Source organism: Aeromicrobium massiliense JC14 (assembly GCF_000312105.1).
GTDB lineage: Bacteria > Actinomycetota > Actinomycetes > Propionibacteriales > Nocardioidaceae > Aeromicrobium > Aeromicrobium massiliense.
Window position 1 is genome coordinate 287,594 of the sequence record NZ_HE978637.1, and the last position, 22,575, is coordinate 310,168.

At 69.8% G+C, this 22,575-nt stretch carries 22 protein-coding genes; 15 read left to right on the top strand and 7 right to left on the bottom strand.

Translation table 11 applies throughout. The features are described from left to right. Positions 1 to 116: 116 nt before the first annotated feature. The 3 genes from HGAM_RS08585 to HGAM_RS18495 are packed head-to-tail and all read left to right on the top strand — an operon-like array spanning position 117 to position 4,005. The gene (locus HGAM_RS08585; protein WP_019145075.1) at positions 117 to 1,208 is read left to right on the top strand and encodes a hypothetical protein; all 1,092 of its coding nucleotides are present in this window, start codon (positions 117 to 119) and stop codon (positions 1,206 to 1,208) included. Continuing rightward, entirely contained in the window at positions 1,205 to 1,801 is a 597-nt protein-coding gene (locus HGAM_RS18490; protein WP_019145076.1) for a hypothetical protein, read from the top strand. Before HGAM_RS08585 ends, HGAM_RS18490 begins: the two co-directional genes overlap by 4 nt. Beyond that, entirely contained in the window at positions 1,798 to 4,005 is a 2,208-nt protein-coding gene (locus tag HGAM_RS18495; protein WP_019145077.1) for an ATP-binding protein, read from the top strand. Before HGAM_RS18490 ends, HGAM_RS18495 begins: the two co-directional genes overlap by 4 nt. A gap of 369 nt (positions 4,006 to 4,374) precedes the next feature. Here the strand turns inward: HGAM_RS18495 and HGAM_RS18500 are convergent, their stop codons facing one another. The 3 genes from HGAM_RS18500 to HGAM_RS08610 all read right to left on the bottom strand — a co-directional run bounded on the left by HGAM_RS18500 (position 4,375) and on the right by HGAM_RS08610 (position 7,129). Further along, positions 4,375 to 6,108, bottom strand: coding sequence for a DUF2075 domain-containing protein (locus HGAM_RS18500; RefSeq protein ID WP_019145078.1), 1,734 nt, complete (start codon positions 6,106 to 6,108; stop codon positions 4,375 to 4,377). A 76-nt stretch (positions 6,109 to 6,184) separates the two neighbouring features. Then, the gene (locus tag HGAM_RS08605; protein ID WP_019145079.1) at positions 6,185 to 6,526 is read right to left on the bottom strand and encodes a nucleotide pyrophosphohydrolase; all 342 of its coding nucleotides are present in this window, start codon (positions 6,524 to 6,526) and stop codon (positions 6,185 to 6,187) included. A gap of 123 nt (positions 6,527 to 6,649) precedes the next feature. Further along, complete coding sequence (locus HGAM_RS08610) at positions 6,650 to 7,129, bottom strand: hypothetical protein (RefSeq protein WP_019145080.1); 480 nt, start codon at positions 7,127 to 7,129, stop codon at positions 6,650 to 6,652. Positions 7,130 to 7,270: 141 nt separating this feature from the next. Between HGAM_RS08610 and HGAM_RS08615 the strand changes: the two genes are divergently transcribed. From HGAM_RS08615 to HGAM_RS08650, 8 genes are all read left to right on the top strand, one after another. Then, a complete protein-coding gene (locus tag HGAM_RS08615) occupies positions 7,271 to 10,093 on the top strand; it encodes an aminotransferase (RefSeq protein WP_019145081.1) in 2,823 nt (940 codons plus the stop codon). Between the two features lie 221 nt (positions 10,094 to 10,314). After that, positions 10,315 to 11,619 carry an HNH endonuclease signature motif containing protein gene (locus HGAM_RS08620; RefSeq protein WP_019145082.1) on the top strand — a complete coding sequence of 435 codons (1,305 nt, stop codon included), beginning with the start codon at positions 10,315 to 10,317 and terminating at the stop codon, positions 11,617 to 11,619. 55 nt (positions 11,620 to 11,674) lie between these two features. Beyond that, entirely contained in the window at positions 11,675 to 11,911 is a 237-nt protein-coding gene (locus HGAM_RS08625; protein ID WP_019145083.1) for a hypothetical protein, read from the top strand. Positions 11,912 to 11,945: 34 nt separating this feature from the next. Then, positions 11,946 to 12,587 carry a class E sortase gene (locus tag HGAM_RS08630; RefSeq protein WP_019145084.1) on the top strand — a complete coding sequence of 214 codons (642 nt, stop codon included), beginning with the start codon at positions 11,946 to 11,948 and terminating at the stop codon, positions 12,585 to 12,587. A 42-nt stretch (positions 12,588 to 12,629) separates the two neighbouring features. Beyond that, entirely contained in the window at positions 12,630 to 12,941 is a 312-nt protein-coding gene (locus tag HGAM_RS08635; protein WP_019145085.1) for a GNAT family N-acetyltransferase, read from the top strand. Between the two features lie 92 nt (positions 12,942 to 13,033). Continuing rightward, positions 13,034 to 13,234, top strand: a complete 201-nt coding sequence (locus HGAM_RS08640) for a hypothetical protein (protein ID WP_019145086.1) — start codon at positions 13,034 to 13,036, stop codon at positions 13,232 to 13,234. Further along, positions 13,234 to 13,635 (top strand): SRPBCC family protein, encoded by a 402-nt coding sequence (locus tag HGAM_RS08645; protein ID WP_019145087.1) that lies wholly within the window; start codon positions 13,234 to 13,236, stop codon positions 13,633 to 13,635. The genes HGAM_RS08640 and HGAM_RS08645 overlap by 1 nt, the downstream gene beginning before the upstream one ends. A 33-nt stretch (positions 13,636 to 13,668) precedes the next feature. Further along, on the top strand, positions 13,669 to 14,115 hold the full coding sequence (locus HGAM_RS08650) for a DUF1801 domain-containing protein (RefSeq protein ID WP_019145088.1): 447 nt from the start codon (positions 13,669 to 13,671) through the stop codon (positions 14,113 to 14,115). Between the two features lie 3 nt (positions 14,116 to 14,118). Here HGAM_RS08650 and HGAM_RS08655 read toward each other — a convergent pair whose 3' ends face one another. From HGAM_RS08655 to HGAM_RS08665, 3 genes are read right to left on the bottom strand one after another with little or no spacing between them, the layout of a single operon-like run. After that, the gene (locus HGAM_RS08655; protein WP_019145089.1) at positions 14,119 to 14,886 is read right to left on the bottom strand and encodes an SCO1664 family protein; all 768 of its coding nucleotides are present in this window, start codon (positions 14,884 to 14,886) and stop codon (positions 14,119 to 14,121) included. Beyond that, positions 14,883 to 15,452, bottom strand: a complete 570-nt coding sequence (locus tag HGAM_RS08660) for a DUF3090 domain-containing protein (RefSeq protein ID WP_019145090.1) — start codon at positions 15,450 to 15,452, stop codon at positions 14,883 to 14,885. The genes HGAM_RS08655 and HGAM_RS08660 overlap by 4 nt, the downstream gene beginning before the upstream one ends. Positions 15,453 to 15,462: 10 nt before the next feature. Beyond that, positions 15,463 to 16,170, bottom strand: coding sequence for a histidine phosphatase family protein (locus tag HGAM_RS08665; protein ID WP_019145091.1), 708 nt, complete (start codon positions 16,168 to 16,170; stop codon positions 15,463 to 15,465). 254 nt (positions 16,171 to 16,424) lie between these two features. Between HGAM_RS08665 and HGAM_RS08675 the strand changes: the two genes are divergently transcribed. From HGAM_RS08675 to HGAM_RS08690, 4 genes are all read left to right on the top strand, one after another. After that, positions 16,425 to 17,567: an exonuclease/endonuclease/phosphatase family protein gene (locus HGAM_RS08675; RefSeq protein ID WP_147543634.1), complete on the top strand. Its 1,143-nt coding sequence runs from the start codon at positions 16,425 to 16,427 to the stop codon at positions 17,565 to 17,567. A 149-nt stretch (positions 17,568 to 17,716) separates the two neighbouring features. Then, on the top strand, positions 17,717 to 19,252 hold the full coding sequence (locus HGAM_RS08680) for an acyl-CoA carboxylase subunit beta (RefSeq protein ID WP_019145094.1): 1,536 nt from the start codon (positions 17,717 to 17,719) through the stop codon (positions 19,250 to 19,252). Between the two features lie 112 nt (positions 19,253 to 19,364). Continuing rightward, positions 19,365 to 20,426: a DUF429 domain-containing protein gene (locus tag HGAM_RS18505; protein ID WP_019145095.1), complete on the top strand. Its 1,062-nt coding sequence runs from the start codon at positions 19,365 to 19,367 to the stop codon at positions 20,424 to 20,426. Further along, a complete protein-coding gene (locus tag HGAM_RS08690; protein WP_019145096.1) occupies positions 20,423 to 20,713 on the top strand; it encodes a hypothetical protein in 291 nt (96 codons plus the stop codon). Before HGAM_RS18505 ends, HGAM_RS08690 begins: the two co-directional genes overlap by 4 nt. Before the next feature lie 60 nt (positions 20,714 to 20,773). Here HGAM_RS08690 and HGAM_RS18510 read toward each other — a convergent pair whose 3' ends face one another. Then, entirely contained in the window at positions 20,774 to 22,534 is a 1,761-nt protein-coding gene (locus HGAM_RS18510; RefSeq protein ID WP_172636436.1) for a S8 family serine peptidase, read from the bottom strand. Positions 22,535 to 22,575 lie beyond the last annotated feature (41 nt).

Sequence of the window (22,575 nt, forward strand, 5' to 3'; positions counted from 1 at the left end):
GGGACGCCGAACCTCCCACGAGGTGGTTCTCAACCGACGTTGAGCTAGACGAGGATGTACGTGAAGAAGGCTGTCGACGGTCGACGCATAAGCCCCTCGTTGGCGGAGCCTGGGCGGTGACGACCAACGTCTCGCTCATCGACTTTCGTGTCCATTTCCTCAGGACCGGCAGTGACGAAGGTGGTCGCGTCGACTTTCAAAGGATGCTGTCCGCGCTCATCGGGCAGGTGCATCCGTCGGCAACTGAGATTCGGCCTGCTCCTGGCGATTGGGGCATCGACATTCTCGTCGGCAGCCTGGTCGACAAGGTGTCGATCTGGCAGTCGAAGTACTTCTACACCGACATCGGCGACTCGCAGAAAGCCCAGATTCGTGACTCGTTCGCTTCGGCGATGAAGAACGCCGCGAAGGAGGGATACACCGTCGAGACGTGGGTGTTGTGCGTGGCTTGTGAGTTGAGCGCTCCTGAACGGAAGTGGTGGGACGGGAAGAAGCGCGGGTGGGAGAGGGACAACCCCGGCTTGAACATCGAGTTGTGGGACGCCCCCGTTCTGCGCCGCAAGCTGCTTGCGCCTGAGTCTGCTGGCGTGGCCCAAGCGTTCTACCCGGGCTACGGCCCGCCGCCCTCCTCGTCCGTGTCGACGATGACGGTTCCGCCTGTTGCGCCCGCGGCGGAAGCCCCGCGGTACGAGTCGGCGTTGTTCGTGCGACAGCTGACCACTGCTGGCATCTACGAGCTCGATGGTCAGCGGGCCGCGTACTTCAACGCTGACCTGGTGGTGCGTGATGTCGAAGCGCGAGCCGTGCCCGCGGAGCTCGCGGCCGTTGAGGAGATTGACCAGACACTGGTCGGGCTGTGGGAGGACTCGGTTGCTGACCCGGAGTCATCGCCGACTGTCGAGAACTATGAAAACTCCGCACGCAAGCTCTACTCGACGGTGATGAGCAAGACGCTCGATCACGCCCCGCCGACGACTCTCCCGGTCGGCAAGGTGCACCTGCGTGGCTTCATGCACCGGGTCGTGGAGGACTCTCGTGCCGGCTGGGTTCACGACTGGCGCGACGTAGCCCGCCAGCACGCTGAGGAGCAGACGAAAGCGGAGCAGACGACCGCGGCCGTTGATGAAGCGCGCGAGTCCGAGGCGTCCGTTTCAGTGGTCACCGAACCGCCGCCGCTGTCACCTGACGAGGAAGGGGAGGGCGTGTGAGCGCCAACCTTGACGACGCCGATGGCTGGTCCTCGACCCAGTCGCGCGCCCCCGAAGAGCACACCACGTTCCGGCTGGCTCAGCTTGCCATCCTTCTCGGTGAGGTCGCACCGGTTGGTGGACGCTCGGTCGACCTTGAAGTGCTGGGCTACTACGACTTCTTTGCCGCGAACCCGTTCGTCGTCGTCGCAGTGGACGACGCGAGAGACCGGGCGCGCCTTCATCAGGCAGCGTTCGACGAACGTCAGCTCACGTACGCGTCGACCGGGTCTCGGTTCGCGAACCGGCGCAAACGGCTCCAACACGACTTCGCTCTCATGGTCGCGTACGGGCTCGCGGAACGCCGCAGCGACGGATACGGGCAGACGGTTCTCGGCGCTGAGTTCGTCGCGTCGATGCACGCCTTGTACGTCGACCAGTACCGCGCGTCCGTGTCAATCGTTCACGCTCGAATTAGGTCGTTGAGTCCGGCCAGGTTAGGCCGTGAAGCCCGGCATTGGTTGAGTACCCCGTCGCTCGTCCTCGACCTGTACGGCGCACACGAGCAGTCCGATGGGACGCCGCAGACTGAACCCGGAAAGAGCACGTCATGACCACCGACGACACCACCAACGTCGACCAGGCCACGTACGCACCCGTCGTCCGCGGTCTACGCGTCCGACGGCTCATCCTGCTCGGTCCCGCGGGCCCGTTCACGGTCGACTTCGCCCCCCAGACCGACGACCTCACCAGAGCTGGCGGCGACGACGTTGGGACCGCTGAAGCGAACACTGGCGATGTCGATGAGTCGCTTGGCGGCATCGACTTGCCAGAAGTCGAAACTACCGAGGCTCAGCCGGCGCCCGTGTGGCCGTTGAGTGTTATTGCGGGCAGGACGAACACCGGCAAGACGAGCATCCTGCGGTTCATCGAGTACGTCCTCGGCGCGAAGGACTTTCCACGCAAGCAGGAGGTGCTTCGTCAGGTGCGGTCGGCCGTCCTGGAGGTCGACACCCCCGACGGCATTTTCTCGGTCGAGCGGACGTTGGAATCGAACCGTGTACTGGTCTACCCAGGCGAGTTCGAGAATCGTGACGCGCTCGCGGCCGAAACCTTCATGGTCGAACCGACCAGCGACCCGTCGTCCATCTCGCAGTGGGTCCTCACAACCGTCGGTCTTCAGGACATTGACCTGAAGGAAGCGCCCACGCAGCAGGAGTCCGGCGTCGACCGGCTGAGCTTCCGCGACCTCATCTGGACGTGCCTGTACTTGAACGAGCGCGTCGGCAGCCTGCAGTTGCTTCACGACGGCAACACCATGAAGTCCCTCAAGTTGCGCCAGGTCGTCGACGCCATCTTCGACGTCCACGACAATGAGCAGGCCGACTTGGCTCGCCGCATCAAGGACGCGGCCACGAACCTGAAGAGTCAGAGCCGAGCGCTCGAACAGCTCACCGACTTCGTCGAGCAGCAGCAACCGAAGACAGCCGAAGAGCTCAACAGCGAAGCTCGCGAGCTTGACCTGGACCTCGACCGGGTCGCCGACCAGCTCCGCGACCTCGAACAGCGCGAACGAGCTGCGTCAGACTTCGCAAGCGAGATGCGCGCATTTCGCACAGCCGCGGCGATCAGGGCGACGCAGTCGGCAGCCCGCGTCCGCGACCGTCTCTCGCAGCTCGACCGGTTTGGGTCCCTACGTGCGCAGTACGCCGATGATGTCCGCAAGTTGACCATGCTCGTCGAAGCAGAGTCATTGTTCGACCAGCTGTCGGTGACCGTGTGCCCGGCCTGTTTCAGTGCGCTGACCGAACCTCCCCGCCTCGACGACGGCGTGTGCAGCCTGTGCCACACCGACACGCGAACCACCGCCGATGCCGCCGACGAGGATGCTCAGCACCCGTCTGCTCGCGCCGGTTCGATCGACGCCGCCGCGAAGGAGCTCCGCGCAGCCAAGCGCCGCTACAAGGAACTGGATGAATACTGGCAGCGCCAGTCAAATGAGCTTGCATCGCTGCGCGCGACGGCTGAACAGGACGCGGCCGCCGAAGCCGAAGCTGCCGGACGTCTCGACGCGGCCACCAAGGAAGCGCTCAGCCCGTTCCTGGCCGAGCGCACCGAACTGACCACCCGTCGTCAAGCCATCCTCGTTCAACGGTCCCAGGTCATCCAGGGACTGAAGCTGCACACCGGGCTCGAGTCTCGCCAGATCGCGTTCGTTCGTGCCGAACGAAATCTGGAATCGTTGCGCAAGCAGTACCGCGACTCCAAGCAGCGCCCCGACCGAGACCGCGTCATCTCGGACCTATCCGCTCGATACCGGCACATCTTGGAAGAGATCCGGTACCCGAAGGTTCACGAACAAAGCGTCCCTCCGCCATTCATCGACTCCAGCCTCGTTCCGTACGTGCGCGGCCAGCATTTCAAGGAGGCCAGCAGCGGAGGCCAGGTACTTGTCACGTTGGCGTGGGCGCTCGCGATCTTCGAGGTCGCGTACGAGACGGGGGCCGCGCACCCGGGCATCTTGATGATCGACACCCCGCAGAAGAACCTTGGTGGTAAGGCCGACGACACCGAGTTCGCCGACATCCACCTTGTCGAGGCGCTGTACGACCACATTGTTGACTGGCTCACGGGCGCCGGCGCGGGAGCGCAGGTCATCATCGTCGACAACACCCCGCCGTCGAACGCTGAAGAGTATGTGCGTGTCCGCTACACGCGTGACCCGAACACTCCGCCGTTCGGACTCATCGCGAACGAAACCGGGTACGACGGCTCGGACGACGACGAACCGGACGTTGCTGGCGACGAGCTGCCGTAGAGCAACGACTGACGACCCGCGCCGACCGGCCACGGCGCCCACCTCAAGGCGCCGCCATCGCCAGCTCGCCAACCGCTGAGGTGATGGCTCAAGCCCAGGTGAAAGCTGAGCCGCGGCGGCGCTCGGACGAGATCCCATCCGGCGAGTAATCGCTCACCGGGCTCGCCGACCTCCTGGCGGCCGCGGCGACGAGCATGGACTCGTGTCGCGTCTTGCCGCAGGCGCGTGATTGAGTGGATTCGTCATGCGGAGAAGATCGACCTTCCGATCGACCAATAACCCAGAGGTCACAGGTTCAAATCCTGTCCCCGCTACCACCACGAAGGCCCTTCCGGAGAGATCCGGGAGGGCCTTCGTCATGCCCGGACATCAGGAGCTCGGCTGGTTCGTGGCAACGCCTCCGCGGGACGAGAGGTCAATTGCGAGAGCCGCGGTCTCTGGGAAGGCAAGGTCAGGGCGCTCGTCGATACGTCCGCCGTGGAGCGGGATGAACTTCGAGAGGTACTCGCGAAGCGTGGGGTCGCAGACGTAGACGTAGGTGCCGCGGATGCCGCGAGTCAGCAGCACCGCGTAGATGTTTGCGATGTAGCCCAGCAGGTCGTCGTCGGAGTACGCCACCCCGAGCATGTTGTTGTTGGCCTTGCCCTTCGTGTCGAAGTACGAGTCACGGTCGACGGACATCCGTCCGCTGGCGGGATCCATCCGCAGGTCAGGTCCGATGATCACGCCTGCGTAGTTGAGGTCGTAGCCCTGCGTGGTGTGGATCGAGCCCACCTCGTCAGCGGACGTCTTCGAGTTGATCCAGTCAGTCGCCGTCCGGTTCCAGTGGAGCTTCACCCCGTCGATCTCGATGTCGAAGACGCCTGGGTCGTTCTTGCTCAGCCAGGGCCACGCGTAGCCGGCGACGAGCCGCGCGAGCTTGTGCTCCTTCTCGCGCGCTTGGATCGCTCGGCGCATGTCTCCCAGGTCGTCGTACATCCGCAGGTCGTACTCGGCGAAGCCGACCGGGGCGTCCTGGCGTTGTGCCAGCACCGCTCTGACGTAGCCGACGTAGTCCTCGTCAGCGCGGACGCGCATCTGGGTCGTCAGCTCGAAGTATCGCTCCTGCTCCTGAGCGGTCTCGACCAGTCCTCGGACGACGGCGGGTGAGATGTCGGACGCCGGTCTCACCGTCTGCTCGGGGTCGAGCAGGAAGATCTGGTGCTTGCTGGCCCGCTGGATCCAGTCGACCTGGTTGCCGCCCTTCTCGTCCCCGAAAAGGCGTCGGTTGATGTCCTTGAACTGGTTGATCATCGTCGCCATGGTCGCGGACAGCTGTTGAAGTCGGTGGGCCTCGTCCACGATGAGCAGGTCGTAGGTCGCCCCGGCTTCCACGGCCTTGGCCGGCGACAGGACCATGTCTCGGTGGAGGCCGGACGTCTTCGCGAACACCTTCTCGACGGTCTTCCGCAGGGACTGCTGCGGGACGACGAGCCCCATCCGGAAGTCGCTCAGCAGCTCGGCGTTCTCCTCGGTGAAGAAGCCGGCCAGGATGGAGTCGGAGCTTCCCTCCTCGATCTGGACCCGGTTCTTGATGTCGGCCAGCACCTTCATCAGGTAGATGCCCACGACGGTCTTGCCGGTGCCCGGTTGTCCCTTGACCACGGCGGTGCTGCTCAGGCCGGAACGAAGATCCGCGAACAGCGACTCGATCATCTGCATGACGGCTGTGCGCTGGTCGACGGTCAACGCCTTGTACGGGGACATCTTGAACAGCGCGCTGTTCTCGATCTGCTCGATCGACTGGACGAACAGGCCCTCACGACGGAGGTCGGCGAAGATCGCCTCGAACTTCTCGCGGTAGCGGTCTCGCTCGTAGTAGTCCGAACCAGTCAGCCCGGCGTTCGCGTTGTCGACCTGCAGCTTTCCGTCGCCGGAGAACATCCGGATGAGGAACGACTCCAAGTCCAGGCACACCGACTTGTTGAAGGTCTCGTCGACGACGATGCGCACCCGACTGAGATGACTGCGGTCAGGGTTGGCGAGGTGCTGGCGCATCCGGCTCAACGCCTGGGTGGACTCTCCGACGTACACCCGTCGGTCGCTGTCGAGCGTGTAGACCACTGGCCAGTTCTGACTGCGCTCCTCGAGGTCCGCCCAAGCGGCCAAGGCGTCAGCACGGAACGGGACCCGATCGATCCTAGAGCCGGTCATACTTCTCGCTTCGTCCACGGCTGCGATCAACGGGGTACTTCTCACGAGTCACGGCGAGCTTGTCCAGGACGACCTGGTCCGGGTCGAGACCCATCCGGTCCGCCAGCAGCAGGCAGTAGGTGAGGACGTCAGCCAACTCATCCCGCACGCGGGCGGGATCCGCCTCGGCGTTCCACTGGAAGCACTCCAGCAGCTCGGCGGCCTCGATCGAGATGCTCTTGGCGAGGTTCTCGGGGGAGTGGAACTGGCCCCAGTCGCGCTCCGCCGCGAACTGCCTGAGGGCTTCGATCGGCGACGTCTCGCTAGACGGCTCGTCCGAGGTGCTCATGGTCGCTCAGGCTAGCGGGAGGTCGATCGACAGTCGGGCCGAATGAGCAGATGAGCGATGCGCACGGAGGCGTTCATCGATGAGTTGGCTGACCCTCGGGTCCGCCTGCGCCCGGACGGAGCACTATCGGCCGGGGGTGACCCGGCGGACCGCCTTCTTGGACTTCTTGACGCCCGCCTTCGCGTTGGACTTCGCGGTGCCCCACAGGCCCTGGGTGAGAAGCGTGAGGCCGCCGCCGACGATCCAGGCGTCCTTGGCCAGGGCGATGCCCTCCTGGCTGGGGCGGATGCCGTCGGCCAGGGTCATGGACGGGGTGCGGAAGTACATGCCCATGAGGCTCGCGCCGAAGCCAGTCAGGGCCGCGCCGGCCACCGCCGCCGGAACCATCGGCGACAGCAGTGCGGCGCCCACGCCGATCTCGCTGTAGGCGAGCAGCTTGGCGAACTTCTTGGGCTCCATGTCCTTGAACACGGCCGGGTAGGTCGAGGCGGCGGCCCCGTGGAGGTACTGGGCGGTCCCTTCGTCGGCACCGAGCTTGCTGATGCCGGAGTTGAGGATGTACGCGCCCGTGGCGAGGCGGAGCGGGACGTGGGTGGGATGCATGGTGGCTCCTCAGCCAGGAAGCAGGTTGGCTTTCGACGATAGTCGCCGGACCAGCCACCGCCACCCCACGGCGAGGACGTTCGCCGTGCGCCGCCGAGGGCTACGCTCACGGAGCCGGGGGAAGAGCGGTGAGGGAGAGTCATGACGGACGAGCTGGGCGGTCTTGCGCGCCCTGAGGTGTCGGTGGAGGACGCGGCGCGGGTGGTGCGCGAGCGGTGGGGCGTCGAGGGGGACGTCGTCGAGCTCGGCAGCAACCAGGACCGCAACTTCCGCATCGGCGCCGGGCACGTGCTCAAGGTCGCCAACGCCGTCACGGACCTCACCGAGCTCGAGGCGCAGAACGCGTCCATGGACGTCCTCGACGGCGCCGGTCTGCGGGCACCGCAGCCGGTCGAGAGCGTCGACGGTCGAACCGTCGAGCCGGTCGAGATCGGTGGCGTCACGCTGCACGCGCGGCTGCTGACGTACGTCGAGGGCACGCCGCTCATGGACGTCGAGTCGTTCGGCGACGCCGAGGCACGGATGCTCGGCGAGACCGCCGGACGCATCGTCGCCGCGCTGGCCGGGTTCGAGCATGAGGGCACCACGCGCACGACGCAGTGGGACCTGCGGGCCGCGCCGGACGTGGTCCGAGCGCTGCTGCACCACGTTCCCGAGAGCCTGCGCGCCCGGGTCGCCAACGCCAGCCTGGACTCCGTCGCGCGGGTCGCGGCGGTCTCGCCGGCGCTGCCGCGGCAGGTGATCCACGGTGACGTCACCGACGACAACCTCGTGCTCGACGAGCAGGGGAGCGTCGGGGTCATCGACCTGGGCGACCTCATGGTCAGCTGGCGCGTCGCCGAGCTCGCCGTCGCGCTCACCGGCGTGCTGGCCAACGGCTGCGACGACCCGCTCACGTCGCTCGAGACCGTCCGCGCGTACGCCGAGCAGGTGCCGCTGGAGCACGCCGAGGTCGTCGCGCTGTGGCCGCTCGTCGTGCTGCGCTGCGCCGTGCTCGTCACCAGCGCCGCCGAGCTGACCGCCATCGACGAGGGCAACGACTACGCCGCCGAGCGCACCAGTCGCGAGTGGCGCGCGTTCCGGCTCGCCACGTCCATCGACCCCGACGAGATGGCCGTGCTCGTCGCCGCGACCGTCGCGGGCGTGCGGCCGCGGCCGTTCTCGCTCGGCCGGATGCTGCCGGAGGGAGTCCGGCCCCGCGTCGTCGACCTGTCCGTGCTCAGCCCTTCGTTGGACGCCGGACGCTGGCTCGAGCCGGACGCCGAGCAGGCCGTCCTCGCCGCCCAGGGCGCGCCGGTCAGCACCCGCTGGGCCGAGCACCGGCTCACCCAGGCGCGTCCGCTCGCCGCGCGTGGCAGCGCGAAGACGCTCGCGCTCGGCGTGGACGTCGTCGTCCCCGAGGGCACGCTGCTGCACGTCCCGTTCGAGGGGGAGCGCGTGCGCATCGACGGCGGCTTCGAGCTGCGCGGCGACGCGCTCACGCTCGTCGTCCGCGGCGACGTCGAGGACGGCGACGGGCTCGGTCTCGCGTCCGGGCACCTGCGCGTCCAGCTGCACCGCACCGAGGCGCCGCGCGCGCCGTTCCTGGTCAGCCCGCGCGCGCACGCGCTGTGGCGGGCGCTGAGTCCCGACCCGTCCGCCCTGCTCGGCGTCGACGTGGCCGCGCCCCAGCCCGACCCGGACGACGTCCTGGCTCGCCGTGACGCCGCGTACGCGCCGGTGCAGGAGCACTACTACGCCGCGCCGCCGCAGGTCGAGCGTGGCTGGCGCGAGCTCATGGTCGACACCCAGGCGCAGGTCTACGTCGACGTGGTCAACAACGTCGCCACCACCGGCCACGCGCACCCGCACCTGGTCGAGGCCGCCACGCGTCAGTGGTCGCTGCTCAACACCAACTCGCGCTTCCACTACGCCGCGGTCGCCGAGCTGTCCGAGCGGCTCGCCGCGCTCGCGCCCGACGGCCTGGACAGCGTCTTCCTGGTCAACAGCGGCAGCGAGGCCGTCGACCTGGCCATCCGGCTCGCGCAGACCGCCACCGGACGTCCGCGGATGCTCGCCGCCCGCGAGGCGTACCACGGCTGGACGCTCGCCTCCGACGCCGTGTCCACGTCGCTCGGCGACAACCCGCGCGCGCTGGAGAGCCGGCCGGACTGGGTCGAGCTCATCGACGCGCCCAACAGCGTCCGCGGCACGCACCGTGGCGCGGACGCCGCCGCCGGCTACCTCGCCGACCTCGACGTGCAGCTGGACGCGCTCGGTGAGGAGGGACGCGCGCAGCTCGCGGGCGTCGTCATCGAGCCGATCTTCGGCAACGGCGGGGGCGTGCTGCTGCCCGACGGCTACCTCGCCGGCGTCTTCGAGCGGGTGCGCGCGCTCGGCGGCGTGTGCATCAGCGACGAGGTGCAGGTCAGCTACGGACGCCTCGGCGAGCACTTCTGGGGCTTCGAGCAGCAGGGCGCCGTGCCGGACGTCATCACCGTCGCCAAGGCGATGGGCAACGGCCAGCCGCTCGGCGCGGTCATCACGACCCGCGAGATCGCCGAGGCGTTCGCGGCCGAGGGCTCGTTCTTCAGCTCGTCCGGCGGCAGCCCGGTCAGCTCGCGCATCGGGCTAGCCGTGCTGGACGTCCTGGAGTCCGAGCGGCTGCAGGAGAACGCCCGCGAGGTCGGCGGGCACTTCCGCGAGCGGCTCCTCGCGCTGGCCGATCTGCATCCCGCAATCGGCGCGGTGCACGGCATGGGCTTGTACCTCGGCGTCGAACTGGTCAGCGACCGTGAGACGTTCGCGCCGGCCACGCAGCTCGCCGCCGACGTCTGCGACCTGCTGCTCGAGGAGGGCGCCATCGTGCAGCCCACGGGCGACCACAAGAACGTCCTCAAGATCAAGCCACCGCTGGTCATCACCCGCGAGAGCGTCGACTACGTCGTGGACGCCCTCGACCGCGTCCTCTCGATGCTGGGGTAGGGCTCCTGGTTCGTCGAAAGGCGCGCCTGGGTGCATGGTCGCCCGCGGGGCTTCTGACGAGGGCTCGGGTGCGTGCGCGGCTGGGTTCGTCGGCTCGCTCGAGCCCGCTCCCTGGGCTTGTCGAATCGACGTGAAAAATCCTGGAATGCTGGGGATTCTGGGTGGTTGCTGTCGGACGCGCCAGGTAGGATAGAACAAACGTTCGACACGGGGGTTCTCGGATGCTTCTCGACCAGCTCGACAGGATGCGCGACGACGTGTCCGAGGTCGAGGCTTGGGCGCACACCGACGCGGAGATCCGCGAGATCCTGAAGTCCTCGACCGCGATGATCAGCGCCCTGCAGGCCATGAACGCCCGGCTGACGGGCGCCGCCGAGGACCGTGCTCTTCCCCGCGAGGACGGCTCGGCGTCGACGGTGGCCTGGCTCGCCTCGACCACCGGCATCGCCCGTCGCGAGGCGTCGAGGCTCGTGAAGCTCTCGCGCCTGGACGCCACCCGGGGCCTCGCGACCCGTGAGGCCTGGTCGTCCGGGGCGGTGTCGACCGAGCAGGCGTCGATCATCCTGACCGCGCTGGACCAGCTGCCGGACTGGTTGGTGGCCGAGCAGCACGACGACGCCGAGACGACCCTGCTGGAGCACGCGAAGGAATTCGCCGCGGACGACCTGCGACGCCTGGCGAACCGGATCGTCGAGGTCGTCGACCCGGACTCCGCCGACGAAGTGATCGGCGAGCAGCTCGAACGGCAGGAGAAGCAGGCCTGGTCCGAGGCGCACCTGACGTTCACGCCGCGCGGCGACGGACTCACGTGGGTCCGCGGTGCTCTGCCGGACGTGCAGGCCGACATGCTCCGCACCGTCCTCGAAGGCCTGTCCGCTCCGCGCCGACTGGAGGCGCTGTTCCGGGACGTCGACGGCGAGCACTCCGACAGCGAGATCGGCCGGCTCGACCACCCCCGTCGCATGGGACAGGCGTTCTGCGAGCTGATCGAGCACCTGCCGAGCGAGTGCTTCCCGCAGGCCGGCGGCCTCGCCGCGACCGTGACGGTGAACATCGACTATGACGACCTGCAGCAGCGGGTGTCTCGGGCCACGCTGAGCACCGGCTGTGACCTCAGCGCGAGCCAGGCACGACGTCTCGCCTGCAACGCGAGCATCCTGCCGATGGTCCTCAGTGGGGACTCCCAGCCCCTCGACCTCGGCCGCGCCGAGCGCCTCCACGACCGCCATCAGCGTGCCGTCCTGGCGAAACGGGACGGCGGATGCTCGTGGAAGGGCTGCGACAGACCCCCGGCCTGGTGCGAGGCCCACTACCTCAGACCCTGGAGCGAGGGCGGCGAGACATCGGTCGACAACGGCGCGCTGTTCTGCTTCCAGCACCACCACCTGCTGCACGACTCGGACTGGTCAGCACGGTTGGCCGAGGACGGCGTCGTCGAGGTCGTCCCGCCAGCGCGGATCGACCCGCTCCGACGACCCTTGCGCCACGTCCGGCACGTGAGGCTGCGCCCACGCGTCCCGGCCTGACGTCGGCCCGTCCGAATCCGGGACGCGGGGATGACTGTCGTGGTCTTGTACCGGCATGGATGCCAACGTCGCGCTCTTCCTCCTGCTGCTCGTCGCGCTCGCCATCGGTCTGTGGTGGCTGCTGATGCTCGTCGACGCGCTGCGCGTGCCGCAGCACGTGTGGAAGGCCGCGGGCCAGAGCCAGCTGATCTACGTGCTGCTCATGGTGGTGGTCGGCGTGCTCGGGACGATCGTCTACGTGGCCATCGCCCGGCCGCAGCTGCGCGACGCCGGAGCGCCCAACCTGCGGTAGGACGCCGCTGCGAGCGCTGTGCCACGCTGGGCTCGTGCTGAGGATCGTGGGGCTCGTGCTGGTCGTCGCGGGCCTGTCCGTGCTCGGCTGGCTGGGCTGGCAGTACTGGGGCACGAACTGGCAGTCCCAGCAGCGCCACGACGACGTCACCGAGACGCTCGAGAAGACGTGGACGTCCGGGCAGGCGACGGCGGAGACCGACTTCGGCGAGGCCACCGCGATCCTGCGCATCCCGCGGTTCGGCGACGACTGGTCCGTGCCGGTGCTGAACGGTGACTCCGCCGAGGTGCTGGCCTCCGGCGTCGGGCACCTCGACGGCACCGCCGACCCGGGGGAGCGGGGCAACCTCGCGCTCGCCGGCCACCGGGTCACCCACGGCGAGCCGTTCGCCGGCATCCGCGGCCTGCGCCCCGGCGACGAGGTGACGGTCGAGACGCGCGACGCCGTGCACACGTACGTCCTCGACACGAGCGGCCAGGACCTCGACGTCCCGTTCACCGACACCTGGGTCGTGTCCGAGCGGCCGCGGAACCCCGACGGCGGCACCGGCCCGGTCGACGCGCCCGCGCTCCTCACCCTCGTGACCTGCGCCGAGGTCTTCCACACCGACGACCGGACGGTCGTGTTCGGGCACCTCGTGAAGTCCGAGCCGCGGGTCGCGCCCGCCGCCGGCTGAGCGTCCGCGGGGAGCCGTCACCGGCACGGGTAGGTTCTAGCCATGGCTGAGATCGAGACCGTGCACAACACCGACCGGAGCCGCTACGAGGCGTGGATCGACGGCGTGCGCGCCGGCTTCGCCGAGTACCAGCTCACCGACGAGCTCATCGTCTTCACCCACACCGAGGTCGACAAGAAGTTCGAGGGCCAGGGCGTCGGCTCCAAGCTCGCCCGCTTCGCGCTCGACGACGTCCGCTCCGACGGCACCCGCAAGGTGCTGCCGCTGTGCCCGTTCATCAAGGGCTGGATCGGCCACCACCGCGAGTACGTCGACATGATCTACGGCGCGCCCGCGACGACGGCGACCGACTGACCTTCGGCGGGCGCCCTTCGACAAGCTCCCTTCGACAGGCTCAGGGAGCGTCTCGACAGGCTGCGGGGGCGGACTGCGCCTACGGTCGAGGCATGGAGCTCGACGACGCGATCCTGGACGCACTCTCCGAGGGTGGACGCTCACCGGAGCTGGTGGCCGCCGCCGTCAGCGCGCCGTTGGACGACGTCCGCGCCCGCCTGTCGATCCTCGAGGCGTCCGGTGCCGTCGTGTCCGTCGAGCTGCCGTCGCAGCCGCCCCGCCAGCAGTACCGGCTGACGGCGTCGGCCGACTGATGGTCTCGCTCCAGGCCGGACGCTGGACGGCGCAGCGGCACCTGCGCGTGCCGCCCGAGGTCGTCTGGGACCTGCTCACCGACCCCGACGCGTGGCCGGTCTGGGGTCCGACGGTCAAGCGCGCCGAGATCGACGGCGGCGCCGTGGTCGAGGGTGCGCGCGGCACCGTCTGGACGCCGGTCGGCGTTCCGCTGCCGTTCCAGATCACCGACGTCGACCCCGAGCACTGCTGGTCGTGGAGCGTCGCCGGCGTCCCCGCCACGACCCACGAGGTCGAGCCCGTCCTCGGCGGCTGCGTCGCCCGCATGACCGCGCCCATCTGGGCGCCGGCCTACCTGCCGGTGCTCGAGGTCGCGCTGCGCCGCATCGAGCGCCTCGCCGCTGAGCGGCCCACCTCCTAGCCTGGGCGTCGTCCGACGACGACGGGAGCAGGCATGGCCACCACGACCGGCACGGGCGGGTTCTCCGCCGCCGAGCGCAAGGCGCTCAAGGAGCGCGCCGCCGAGCTGCGCACCGAGGCCGAGCGCCCGCGCGGCGGCAAGGCTGCGGCCGAGGAGCTGGACGTCCTGGAGAAGATCGCCGCGATGGACGCCGGCGACCGGGCCCTGGCCGAGCGCATCCATGTCATCGTCACCGAGCACGCGCCCGACCTGCGGCCGAAGCTCTGGTACAGCCAGCCCGCGTACGCCCGCAAGGGCAAGGTCGTGTGCTTCTTCCGCAGCGGCGTCGGCGACGGCGAGCGGTACTCGACGTTCGGCTTCACGCCGCACGCCGAGCTCGACGACGAGTCCGGCGTCTGGGTGACGTCCTACGCGGTGCGCGAGCTGACCGCGGACGCCGAGCGGACGATCACCGCGCTGGTGAAGCGCGTCGCGCAGTAGCCCTCAGAACGGGGGCCAGGGGACCGGCGGCATGTGACCGCTCGGGGCCGGCAGCACGCCCGCGTCCAGCAGGACGTCGCAGCGGGCCAGCAGCGCCTCGACCTCCGCGCCGGTGAGGTAGTCCGTGAGCGTCCGGGCCAGGCCGTCGTCGAGGGCGTCGCGCACCCGCTCGACCCCGGCGCGTTCGTCGTCGCTCAGCGGCTGGCCGATCCAGCCCCACAGCACGGTGCGCAGCTTGTGCTCGGCGTGCAGCGAGACGCCGTGGTCGACGCCGTGCCGGTGGCCGTCGGCCATCTCGAGCACGTGCCCGCCCTTGCGGTCGGCGTTGTTGATGACGACGTCGAAGATCGCCATGCGGCGCAGCGCGGCCGACTCCTCGTGCACGACCGAGACGACCTCCTCGTCCTCGTCCAGGCCGTCCATGACGTGGTGCCAGCCCTCGGGCAGCTCGCCGGCGCGGACGACGGTGACCGCCTCCTGCTCCGGATCGGCATCGACCCAGCGCTGCACCATGCCGACGCCGTGCGGGCCGTCGCGCAGCCAGGTGGGCGGGACGACGTCCCAGCCGGTGGCCTCGGAGACCAGGTACGCGGCGACCTCACGCTGGGCGAGCGTGCCGTCGGGGAAGTCCCACAGCGGACGCTCGCCGGCCACGGGCTTGTAGACCACCTGCACGTCGCCGATCGTGGCCAGGAACGTCGCGTTGGACGCCGGCATGATGCGGCCCTGCAGGACGAGCTCGCCCTCGAGCAGGTCGCCGGGAACGGTCACCGGAACCCGTCGGGCAGCTCGCAGACGTGCCCTTCGTCCATCGGCAGGCCGCACAGCGAGCAGATCGGCCGGCCGGACGCGACGACGTCCCGCGTGCGCTTGGTGAACGCGCGGGCGGCGCCGACCGGGATGCGCACCTGCATGACCTGCTCGGGCAGCGTCTCGGGCAGGTCGATGAGCTCGTCGAGGTCCTCGAGCCGGTCGACCTCGACCTCGATGATCGGGAACGCCTCGATGACGACCTGCCCGGTGGCCGGGTCCCAGCCCAGGCTCATCGCGCCGGCGCGGAACGCCTCGTCGATGGGGGTGTCGAGCGGGTCCTCGTCCACGAGCGCCTCGTCGGCGAGCGGCGGGATGCTGTACGGGTTGCCGTCCTCGGCCATGAGCTCGTCCAGCACCTCGTCGATCTTCTCGGCGAGGGCGAACGACTGCTCCTTCTCGACCGACACGCTCACCACGCGCTGGCCGTCGCGGGCCTGCAGGAAGAACGTGCGCGCCCCGGGGACTCCGACGGTGCCGACGACGAAACGGTCAGGCCAGTCGAACTCGTGGACGATCGGTGCCATGGGGCCCACTCTAGGAGCGCTCGTCAACGGGCGCCGCCGGGCCTGCTCCGCCGCCCACCGCGGCGTCGTCGCCGGACGGCTTGGCGGCGAGCCAGGACAGGTCGCCGGCGTGCGTGTTCATCGCGACGACGTACGGCCGCGCGCTGGTGTAGCGGACGACCGAGACGGACGCGGGGTCGACGCCGATGCGCTGGAAGGCGTCCAGGTGCATGCCCAGCGCGTCGGCCAGGACGGCCTTGATGATGTCGCCGTGGCTGACCGCCGCCCACACCGCGTGCGGACCGTGCTCGGCCTCGACCTGCGCGTCGCGACGGCGGACGGCCTCGACCGCCCGCGACTGCATCGACACCATCGACTCGCCACCGGGGAAGACGACCGCGGACGGCTGGTTCTGCACCACCGGCCACAGCTCGTGCTTCGACAGGTCGGCCAGCGACCCGCCCTGCCAGTCGCCGTAGTCGGCCTCGGTGAGCGCGTCCTCGACGACCGCCTGCGTGGCTTCGGACTGGTGCATCGCGACGGCGGCCGCGGTCTGCCGGCAGCGCTCGAGCGGGCTGGTGACCAGCTCGACCAGCGGGACGTCCGCGAGTCGCTTGCCGGTGCGGGCGACCTGGTCGCGTCCGGTCTCGTCGAGCTCGACGCCGGGGGTGCGTCCGGCGAGGGTGCCGCTGGCGTTCGCGGTGGTGCGTCCGTGCCGGACGAGGATGACGGTGGCCATGCCGCGAGCGTAGTGAGGCCTGACCAACGGCTCTGCATGGATGCGTTGCCGGCCGTGACCTCCGAGGCGGCGAACGGAGCGCTCCAGCGGGGGCACGTCCTGGCGGCGGCCGGGCTCGACGAGACCGAGGACATCGTCGTCCCGATGACCTAGCCCATCTTCGTCGCTGACGGAAACTAGTCACCGGCCCCTTGCCCGGTGCCATCCTGCCCCGCCACAATCGGCGTGAGGCCATTGCACTCACATCGTCGCCAGTGGCGACGCACTACTCGGGGGAGTCTTCAATGCGGGTTGCTCACGTCGGGGCTCTTGCCCTCGCTTCAGTCGCGCTGGCTGCCGCAGCAGCCGTCACCGAGACACCGGTGGTGGGCACGTCCAGTGCTGCCGCCGCGGCACCCACGCTGCCGAAGTCGCCGGCAGGTCGTGTCTCGGTGATGAGCTTCAACGCTGACGAGATGCTCCGAGCCGTGGATTTCCGCGAGACGCGTGACATGGAGCATTTTGCGCTACGCGCTCAGGTGGTGCTGAAGGCGCTCAACGACCGCGGACCCGCAGTGCCCAACTACGCCCCCGACATCGTCCTGCTCCAGGAGGTCAGCCACGAGTCGACGGCGGTGATCGCCAGCCAGCTGACCGCGAAGACCGGGTACACCTATCGAGTCGCGGTCGACGCCGCTGCCGGTGAGAAGGCCTGGGCGTGCAAGACGTGCACCCCGGCGATCATGCGCGAGACCGCGATCCTCTACAACGCCAACTCGATGACGGTGCCCGCGGGAGCGACGCCGGCGCACTCGCTGCTGAAGTACGCCTCCTCGGACGCGGTGCCTGGCCAAGCGTGGATCTCGCTCGGACAGGCCACCATCGAGCTCAAGCAGATCAGCTCGGGCAAGTCCTACGGCGTGTACAGCGTCCACTACCGAACGGCCACTCAGGTGAAGAACCACGACGCCTACACGGTCGAGTGGACCAACTTCCTCAAGAAGCGCATGCGAGAGCTCTACCCGAGCTCCACCCCGATCATCGGTGGAGACACCAACAACACACACTCCTACCAAGCCCCGCTGCAGACGTCCTCGGCCGCCGGGCCCGGGGCATACAACGTCACCAAGAGCGGCGCGATCTACGGCATCGACATGCTCGCCAGCACCGACCCGCGCACAGCACCGGCAGCGCCGAGCTACGACTACGACTACCTGCGCGAAGGCGCCGACCCCCACGACGGCTACTTCGACAAGGTCCACCGCACCGAGGGCGCCGGTGAAGTCACCACGTTCATCGCGTGCGACAACCTGTTTGGCGCCGGGAACGGCGGCAGCAGCCAGGCTCAGGCCATCGACGGTTGCTCCGGCCGCTACTACTCCGACCACCCGTTCATGTGGACTGTCTTCGGTAGCTGATTACGACTTCCGCAGCGTCTAGCTCATCGGAGATACGGCGCGCTCCGGCACGTCGTGGGTTGGACGAGCCTCGCTTCGAACGCGCGTTGCTGGTCGTGAACTCGGTCTGAACCAGAGCTGGTGATCCGACCTCTGCTTGGATGCGGGGCATGCCGATCCGACCCGAGCTCCTGGACCTGCTGGCCCGCCGTGCCCTCACCGAGGACGCCGCGCGACCCGAGGCGGTGGCGAGGCTGCACGCCCGCGGCGGGCGGACGGCGCGCGAGCTGATCGGCGCGCTCGTCGACGAGGGCAGCTTCGTCGAGTACGGCCGCTACGTCACCGCCGCGCAGGAGCAGCGGCGCAGCGTGGACGAGCTGCTCGACCGCAGCGTCGCGGACGGCATCGTGGGCGGCCTGGCGACGATCGACGGCCAGCAGGTGGCGGTGCTGTCGTACGACTACCTGGTCATGGCCGGCACGCAGGGCTTCCGCGGTCACACCAAGACCGACCGGCTGTTCGAGGTGATCGAGCGGCTCGCTCTGCCGACGGTGTTCTTCGCGGCCGGCGGCGGCGGACGTCCCGGCGACGTCGACCTGCCGATGGTCTCCGGGCTGCACGCCACGACGTTCGCCGAGTGGGCACGGCTGTCCGGCACGGTGCCGCGCATCGCGGTCGTGGACGATAACTGCTTCGCCGGCAACGCGGTGATCGCCGGCTGCTCGGACCTCATCGTCGCCAGCGACCGCGCGTCCCTGGGCATGGGCGGCCCGGCGATGATCGCCGGGGGAGGGCTCGGCGACTTCGCGGCGTCCGAGGTCGGGCCGATCGACGTCATGACCACCAACGGCGTGGTGGACGTCGCTACGTCCAGCGAGGAGGTCGTGCCGGCCGCGCGCTCTCTGCTCGGCTACTTCCTGGGCCGGGCGGAGTCGTGGACGGCGCCGGAGCAGGACTTCCTGCGTGACGCGGTGCCGGAGGGGGAGCGGCGCGCGTACGACGTGCTGCCGATCGTGGAGACGATCTGCGACGAGGACACCGTCACCGTGCTGCGTCCGGACTTCGCGCCCGAGCTGCTCACCGCGCTCGGACGGATCGAGGGTCGCACCGTCGGCGTGGTCGCCAACGACACCCGGCACACCGCCGGCGCCATCACTGCGGATGCCGGCGACAAGGCGGCCCGGTTCCTGCAGCTGTGCGACGCGTACGGCTTCCCGGTCGTCTCGCTCGTCGACACGCCGGGGATGATGGTCGGCCCGGACGCCGAGAAGACAGCGATGGTGCGGCACACGTCGCGCCTGCTGATCGCCGGGGCCCGGCTTTCGGTGCCGCTTGTCGGCGTCGTGCTGCGCCGCGGCTACGGACTGGGTGCGCAGGCGATGCTCGGCGGCAGCACCCGCGAGCCGCTCATGACCCTCGCCTGGCCCGGCGCGCACCTCGGCGCGATGGGCCTGGAGGGCGCGGTGCGGCTGTCGATGCGCAAGGAGCTCGAGGCGATCGAGGACGACGCCGAGCGGGAGGCGGCCGTGCAGGAGCTGGTCGCGCACGCGCAGTCCCACGCGTCCGCGCTCAACGTGGCGCGCCACTTCGAGATCGACGACGTCATCGACCCGGCCGAGACCCGCTTCGTCCTGACCCGCCTGCTCGACGCCGCCGATCGCGACGGCCGGCTGCAGGGGAGCCGCCGCCCCGTGGACGCCTGGTGAGTCAGGTGCGTTCGGGATCGGTGGATCGGGCCCGCGAGCACGGTCAGCGACCTAGCCTCGAGGTACGCGCGGACTTCAACCCGCGTTGAGCCAGTCCGGCCTGGGAGAACACATGGGCGCTCGCTTCATCGGGATCGACCTGGCGTGGTCGGCGAAGAACCGCACGGGCCTCGCCGTGGTCGGCGAGGACGGACGGCTGCTCGACTCGGCGACGGTGCGGACGGACGAGGAGATCGAGACCTGGGTCCGCGCGCAGGGCGACGTGGTGCTCGTCGCGGCGGTGGACGCGCCGCTGATCGTCCCGAACCAGACCGGGCAGCGGCCGGGGGAGAACGAGGTGCAGCGCGCGTTCGGTGCGTACGGGGCCGGTCCGTACCCGGCCAACCGGTCCCGGCCGTGGTTCGACCCGCCCCGTGGCGAGACGCTCGCGAGGTTGCTGGGCTGGTCGATGGATCCGGCGCAGCACGGCGCCGCAGGCGAGACGGTGTGCATCGAGGTCTACCCGCACCCGGCGATGGTCGCGCTGTTCGAGCTGCCGACCGTCCTGCCCTACAAGTCTGGTCGCGGCCGCACGCCTGAGGGGCGACGCGACACGTTCACGACGCTCGTCCGGCACATGGAGAGCATCGAGCCGCTCCGCCTCACCGAGAACGAGCGCTGGCGGCACCTCCGGGCCGCGGTCGAGGGTGCCACCCGCCACATGCACCTGGAGGCGATCGAGGACGAGATCGACGCCGTCCTGTGCGCGCACCTGGCCTGGGTGTGGCACGTGCAGCCGGACGCGCTCCAGGTCTACGGCTCCTACGAGCAGGGCTACGTCGTGGCCCCGCCCCCGCCGTCGCACGCAGCCGGCCCGCGTCGGCCCCGGACGGCCGCTGCGCCGTCGGCCGTGCTCGAGGTCGCGCCGGGCGGCGACCTCATGCAGAACGCCGCGGCCGCCATCGAGGCGGCGAGCCTTCCGGACGTCCGCTCGGTAACGGTCGAGCTCGCCGTCGCACCGGGGCTCGGACCGCGTCTGGAGGTGCTGGTGACCGAGGTGCTGACCGGGATGCGGGACGCTCTCGTGCCGCGAGAGGTGGCCGAGGTCCGCGCCCGCTTCGACGCCCGGGTCGACGGCGTGCGGGTGACGATCGCGCCGCGTCGGGGTACCCGGCCCCCTAGCCTGGACACATGAGAGCGACCTTCCTCGGCCTGCGTGGATGGACCCGGCGTCACGCAGCCCTGCTCCTCGGCGTGGTCGCCGTGCTGCCGCTCGTGGTGGTCGACCCGGCCGCGATCGCGGTGCTGCTCAACGCCGAGATGCTCGTCGCGATGGGCACGGTCGGCACGGCGATGCTGCGCGGCGACCTGCGGCACCTGTGGCGGCGGGTCGCCGACAGCACCGACGTCGCCATGATCCGCGGCGGCATCGCCCTGACCCGCCAGCACCCGCGCTCGATCCTCACCTGGGTCGGCCCCTGACCCAGGGACGACGAAGGGCCCCGGACCATCAGGTCCGGGGCCCTTCGTCGTCGGGGCGGGTCAGCCCTTGACGGTGAGCGTGCGGGAGACGAGACCGCCGCCGGCGTAGATCTTCACGCGGAGGGTGCGCTTGGCCTTCGAGCGGGCGTTGACCTTCCAGGAGTAGGTCTTGACCCGGCTCGAGCTGGTCAGGCGGGTCTTCTTGACCGTCTTCCAGCGACCACCGGTGCGCACCTGGACGACCACCTTCTGGCGGGCCGGACGCGCCACCGTGAGGCGCACCTTGCGGTACGTGCGCTGCGAGGACGCCTTGTACTTCCTCAGCTTCACGCGGGCGTTCGGCTGCACCCGGACGAACGACGTGCGCCGCGCGGCCACGCCGGCCGTGCGGGCCTCGATGGTCGTGCCGTGGATCAGCGGGACGTTGAACGCGGCCTGCCCGTTGGCACGCGTGCGGACGTTCATGGTGCGACCGGTGGACGTGCGGATGGTCACCACGCGGTTGGCCAGCGGGCGACCCAGGTGGGAGACGCGAACCTGCATGCGCGCGCTGGCGCCGGCGGTGTACGTGCGGGCGACCGAGCCCAGGAACGACACGGCGGGCTTCGTGGCGGCGGCGACGTTGATGCGTCCGACGCCGGTGAACGGGTCGCCGCCGAACGACAGGCCCTGACGTCCGCCCACGACGTCCTTGGCGCTCGCGACGAGCGCGCCGTAGGCCTGGTTGCCGGTGATGCCGCTCGACATGAGCGAGGCGATGGAGCCCGTGACGGCCGGGGCGGCCATCGAGGTGCCGGACATGTAGGCGTACCGGTAGCCCGTCCAGCTCGGAGCCAGGGACACGATCTCGTGGCCGGGCGCGGAGATGTCGACGTCGTTGCGCACGCTGGAGAACGAGGCCCAGTAGTCACCCCGGGTGGTCGCTCCGACCGAGATCGTCTCGGGGTAGGCCGCCGGGTAGGAGACAGGAGCCCCGGCGCCGTCGTTGCCGGCGGCTGCGACGACCACCACGCCCTTGCTGCGGGCGTAGCGGAGCGCCGCGCGCAGGTTCGGGTCGCCCTGGCGTCCGCCGAGGCTCAGGTTGAGCACCTTGGCGCCCTGGTCGACCGCCCAGATGACCCCCTTGGTGAAGTCGCTGGTCCAGCCCTCGCCGCCCCGGTTGAGCACCTTGACCGGGAGGATCTGGACGCGCTGGGCGAACCCGTCGATCGGGCTGCCCGCGTCGTTGTTGACGGCGCCGATGATGCCGGCGACGTGCGTGCCGTGACCGTCGTCGTCGGCCGTGCCGGGGTTGCCGGTGCGTGGACCCTCGGTGAGGATCTCGCGCCCGGGCACCACGCGGCCCTTGAGCTCGGGGTGGCCCGCGAAGACGCCGGTGTCGAGCACCGCGACCTTGATGGTGCGGGTGCCCAGCGTCCACGCCTGGCGGGCGCCGGTGATGCTCAGCTGGTAGTTCGGCGTGACCGCGGAGGCGCCGCCCTTGACCGCGTACGGACGGGCGTCGCCCGTGAAGCTGCGCACCTTCTGGTTCACGCCGATCGAGACGACGTCGTCGTCGCGGCGCAGGTCCTCGGCGGCCTCGCGGGCCTCCTCGGGCGAGTCGGCGTCGATCGTGCGGACGCGCAGGCTGTCGCCGTCCTGCACCACTGCGACGACCGGGTTGCCGGTCTGCTCGACCTCCTGCTCGACCTGGGCGGGGGTCAGCCCGTCGGGAGCGTCGGAGGGGGTGGCCTCGTCGGCCGACGCCGTGCCGGCGACCAGCGGGACGAGGGCCGCGGCGAGGGTGCCGCACAGGGCGCGGCGGATGGACAACGAGCTCAAGACAGCCTCCGGGGACTCTTCACAGGACGAGCTCGTTCCCC